This window comes from Mesorhizobium waitakense, from assembly GCF_056431085.1.
Genome location: NZ_JBWKME010000148.1, coordinates 1 through 4,083, shown reverse-complemented (window position 1 = coordinate 4,083; position 4,083 = coordinate 1). Strand labels below are relative to the sequence as shown.

Below are 4,083 nucleotides of genomic sequence, written 5' to 3'. Positions count from 1 at the left end.
GTTCGACCGGATCGTCGGCATGAAGACCAGGTTCGTGACCCTCGACCGTCTGCTCGCGCGCATCCGGACCGACCAGCCCCGGTGTTCGAATTGCCCGGTACTATTGTCCACAAGGGCACACGACGTTCAGTCTGCTCCCGGATTTTCTCTCCGCTCGACTGCCGGATTCGCTAGCAGCAATCGAACAGGTCATCGGAGTGGCTGCATCCGCGAGAAGCATCGAACAGGCAGCAGATGCAGTGCGCGGTCCCGATATCTGCCTTCCAGGCGCCGTGCGTTGGCTTCGCCGTCGTATCGTAGCAGTGCGTAAATCCGTTGCTGCTGTCGGAGTAATGGCGCCCGAGCTGTCGCACTTGGTAACGAACGAGATGTTGGCCCTTACGGATCTGCGGCGTGCCCTTCCTCCTCAACTCCTGCTCGACATTCCGGTGCCCTTGGGCTTTCGCCTTGCTCCTCGAACGAACGATCGCGGTGCACCCGGTTACTTGGCTCCAGGTGTTGTCGGACAAAGGGCTTCCGCCATGCCGCCGACAATCATTACCAACACGATGCGGGGCCTGATCTTACTGTCGCGGCCGGCTACAGCTTCGCCAGTCGAGGTGAAGCCATGTCCATTCATAACAATCGAAGCAGTGCAGCCATCGCAGGCGCGCCGACCACCGATGAGATTCGCCGCATCTGGAGCGGGGAGCGGCGGCTTAGCGCAGGAACGGCGGACAAATATCTGATATGTATCCAGCAGTTTCGTACCTATTGCAGCCAGCAGGGCCTGATCGAGCGAGAAGAACTGACCCTGGAAGGCGCTAATCGGTTCATCGACTGGTATGCGCGGCGCCGGAGCCGGCCTCGACGTTCCCACCAGAATTTCCGGAGTGCCCTGCGGTCGCTCGGCCGTGTCTACCACCGGATGGGATTTGCTCCTCCCGACTGGCAGCCACCAAGAGCGGTTCAACCTCCGCCTTCACCGTAATTTGCAGAGTATGGTGCGTATCTTGTGCAGCATTTGGGTCTTGCTGAGCGTACGATCCACAAGCAGCTGAGCCATCTTAGCAGATTATACGATTATCTTGTTCGGGCAGGCAAGGAATGGCATTCGATACAACTGACAGATGTTGATGCATTTCTTGTTAATTTGGCAACTAAATACTCTCGATCCTTTGTCAGCAACATTGCTTGCACGGTACGTTGCTTTTCCCGCTTCCTGCACTGGAGCGGTAAAAGCCCGATCGATATCAGTGAAGCCATCATTGCACCCGTACAGCGACCGTTCGAACGTCCCAGGCGCGCTCTGCCTTGGGAGGATGTGCAGCGGCTGCTGAATGCGGTGGATCGGTCGACCCCGGTGGGACTTCGCGATTACGCAATCTTGTTGATGCTGAGCACCTATGGCCTTGGCGCCGCCGAGGTCAATCGCCTCCAGCTCCAGGACATTGACTGGCACGCAAACACTTTGGCGGTCTATCGCCCGAAGACGGGAGTCTCGTTTACGTTGCCGTTGTTGCCGCCGATCAGTGAGGCATTGGCGCATTATCTTCGCTACGGCCGGCCGGTTGACACTTCCACGCGCCATATCTTCGTACAGATGCAGGTACCCTTCAACATTCGTCCGTTCGAATGCGATAGGGCACATCGTCGCGAAGCGTGCGAAGAAGGCGGGCATCAGCGCACCCTCCTTGGGCAGTCATGTCCTGCGGCACACCCATGCCGGACGTCAGATCGATTTGGGCACCCGACCGCAGGTTGTGTCCGAACTCCTCGGCCACAGCGATCGGGAGTCGGTTTCCGCCTATGTGCGGATCGCCACGGATTCCCTGCGCGAGATCGCCCTACCGGTGCCCGCATGACCACGATCGTCACCTTGATCGAACTGAAGAACGACGCCAAGAGCTTCGTGACGTTCAAGCGAGCGATGGGCCACCGCTATCAACGCGGTGCCTACGAGATCGATCGCTTTCTACGCTTTTTGGAGCAACAGTGGAACGATGAAGACGCTATCCCGCTGGCCGATGCGATTAGCAACTGGTGCGGGCGCCTTCCCGGCCGCAAGGCTATCTCGCTCAGTGGCGAGTTCGGAATAATCCGGCAGTTTTGCCTGCATCGCCGCCGTCGTGATCCCACCTGTTATGTGCCCGAGCACGCCTTTGCCCCGGTGAAGGAGTCACCGTTCTTTCCGTACATTTTCAGCCGCGAAGAGGTCCTACGTATCCTCGCCGCTGCATCCGCGCACGAAGGCCATTTCATATGGGCGTCTATGCTGCGGAGGTTGGTCCTCATGCTCTATTGCACCGGAATCAGGCTCGGCGAAGCCACGCGCCTCAAGATGGAGGATGTCGATCTCGAGCGTGGAACGCTGCTGATCCGCAACAGCAAACGGCGGACCCGGATAGTCCCCATTCGCGAAGACCTTATCGGCGAACTTCGGCTCTACCTTTACGATCGGCGTAGGTTGCTTCTCGACCTCCATCATGCGGATCACGGTGCCTTCTTCATTCGTCAAAAAGGTGGGCCGTTGGATATCAGTGGAGCCTCGGTGGCCATTCGCGAGATCCTACGTCGGCTCGACATCAAGCCTGCGCGCGGACGCGTTGGAGCGCGACCGTATGAGTTCAGGCACGCCTTTGCTGTCCACCGCCTCACAGCCTGGGCAGAAGAAGGCGCCGACATCCATGTGAAGCTTCCGTTTCTCTCCGCCTATCTGGGCCATCAGAACATCCTTGGCACCGAGGTTTATCTGAAGGCGACCCCGCAACTGCTGGAGCTGGCAAGCACCCGGTTCGAGCAACATGTACGAAGTGCGAGGCAGCCTCGATGAACACCGCCACGCCCAAAGCGCTCTTTGCCCTCGTGGAGTCGTTCTTCATCAGCTATCTGCCGCGGCAGCGTGGTGCAAGCCCGCATACGACACGTGCTTACCGAGACACGCTGAAGCTCCTATTCGAGTTTGTCGCCCAGCGACGGGGACGGGAGATCGCAAATCTCGTGCTGGAGGATCTGGACGCCGATACGATTGCCGGCTTTCTCGACCATCTCGAAAGCGAAAGATCCAACTCTGCCGCCACGCGCAATTGTCGGCGCGCCCCTCTTTCTCGATTCGAGCACTGTCCAGGGCTCTCTTTCATCTATCTCTACGACTTCTGCGATCACTGGGAGCATCTAGTCACCATCAAGAAATTCCTCACCCTCGATCCGATTCCGAGGACAGCGGCCTGCATCGACGGCGCCCGCGCCAGACCACCCGAAGATGTCGGCGGCATCAGCGGTTTTGAGAATTTCCTGGCCATCATGGCCGACGGGGACGATCCCGAGCATCGGGACACGAGTCGCTGGTGCGGCGGTCATTTCGATCCTGAATGGTTCGATCTGACGTTCGTCGACAAGGACGTCAGAAACGCGCTCAAGCCGAATGTCCGGTGACGTCTTCACCAGCCGAACCCCAAACGCGAGGCCGACGAGCGCGACCGGCAAGTTGAGAAACACGTCTGCCGGGATTAACGTTTCGTCTGCTCGACTCGACATTGGACAGCAAGACGGCAATATTTCCTGTCGGTGGGGAGACGATGTATGCGAGATTTGCCACGCGACATAGATGCCGACGTTGTGATTGAAATCAGTCGTCTTCTCGATGACGCCGCGCACACCGTGGCTGTAGCGATCCACGGTCTTGTCAAACATATCCGGGACGCAACACAAACGCGACTTTCCGATCAGGCGATCGAAGAATTGATTGTTGAAATGGCCTCGACGCGTGGTTTGTCCATGATCTTCGAGAAGCCGGCGGCCTGAGCCTCGCTTCCAGGGTTCAACATCGACCCATTGCAGACGCCTTAGTCGCCGACGCGCATCAAGATTAGCGTGGGGTTCGGCCATTGGCGGCATCGAATTTACCGAAGACGGGGGTGTGAAAATCAAGGGATTCGTGACCTTCACGTGGATGCTTTGCAGTTAAATTGATAATCGGAGCTACCACATTCTCGCAATTAGCTGCCAAACCTAACCGAAACGATCGCCTTCTCACGATTTGCTGCCAAGCGACAGGCGAGGGTCGAATTCGTGAATGATGGCGACCTCGGCGTCGTCGATCTC

The 4,083-nt window shown here is 58.0% G+C and carries 5 protein-coding genes and 1 pseudogene; 5 read left to right on the top strand and 1 reads right to left on the bottom strand.

Annotated elements, in window-relative coordinates; translation table 11 throughout:
* Positions 1–481: 481 nt before the first annotated feature.
* A complete protein-coding gene (locus AC07FD_RS29060; RefSeq protein WP_478352642.1) occupies positions 482–904 on the bottom strand; it encodes a hypothetical protein in 423 nt (140 codons plus the stop codon).
* A 90-nt stretch (positions 905–994) separates the two neighbouring features.
* Between AC07FD_RS29060 and AC07FD_RS29055 the strand changes: the two are divergent.
* The 5 genes and pseudogenes from AC07FD_RS29055 to AC07FD_RS29035 form a co-directional block, all read left to right on the top strand.
* A pseudogene (locus AC07FD_RS29055) lies at positions 995–1,522 on the top strand (tyrosine-type recombinase/integrase); the annotation flags it as partial.
* Positions 1,512–1,844, top strand: coding sequence for a tyrosine-type recombinase/integrase (locus AC07FD_RS29050; RefSeq protein ID WP_478352644.1), 333 nt, complete (start codon positions 1,512–1,514; stop codon positions 1,842–1,844). The pseudogene AC07FD_RS29055 and the gene AC07FD_RS29050, both read left to right, overlap by 11 nt.
* Complete coding sequence (locus AC07FD_RS29045) at positions 1,841–2,812, top strand: tyrosine-type recombinase/integrase (protein WP_478352643.1); 972 nt, start codon at positions 1,841–1,843, stop codon at positions 2,810–2,812. The genes AC07FD_RS29050 and AC07FD_RS29045 overlap by 4 nt, the downstream gene beginning before the upstream one ends.
* Positions 2,809–3,414, top strand: coding sequence for a plasmid pRiA4b ORF-3 family protein (locus tag AC07FD_RS29040; RefSeq protein ID WP_478352641.1), 606 nt, complete (start codon positions 2,809–2,811; stop codon positions 3,412–3,414). The genes AC07FD_RS29045 and AC07FD_RS29040 overlap by 4 nt, the downstream gene beginning before the upstream one ends.
* 147 nt (positions 3,415–3,561) lie before the next feature.
* A complete protein-coding gene (locus AC07FD_RS29035) occupies positions 3,562–3,783 on the top strand; it encodes a hypothetical protein (RefSeq protein WP_378924453.1) in 222 nt (73 codons plus the stop codon).
* Positions 3,784–4,083 lie beyond the last annotated feature (300 nt).

Excerpts from the sequence above, each read along its gene's own strand:
- AC07FD_RS29035 (WP_378924453.1), top strand. The coding sequence starts at position 3,562 with ATGCGAGATTTGCCACGCGACATAGATGCCGACGTTGTGATTGAAATC.
- AC07FD_RS29040 (WP_478352641.1), top strand. The coding sequence starts at position 2,809 with ATGAACACCGCCACGCCCAAAGCGCTCTTTGCCCTCGTGGAGTCGTTC.
- AC07FD_RS29045 (WP_478352643.1), top strand. The coding sequence starts at position 1,841 with ATGACCACGATCGTCACCTTGATCGAACTGAAGAACGACGCCAAGAGC.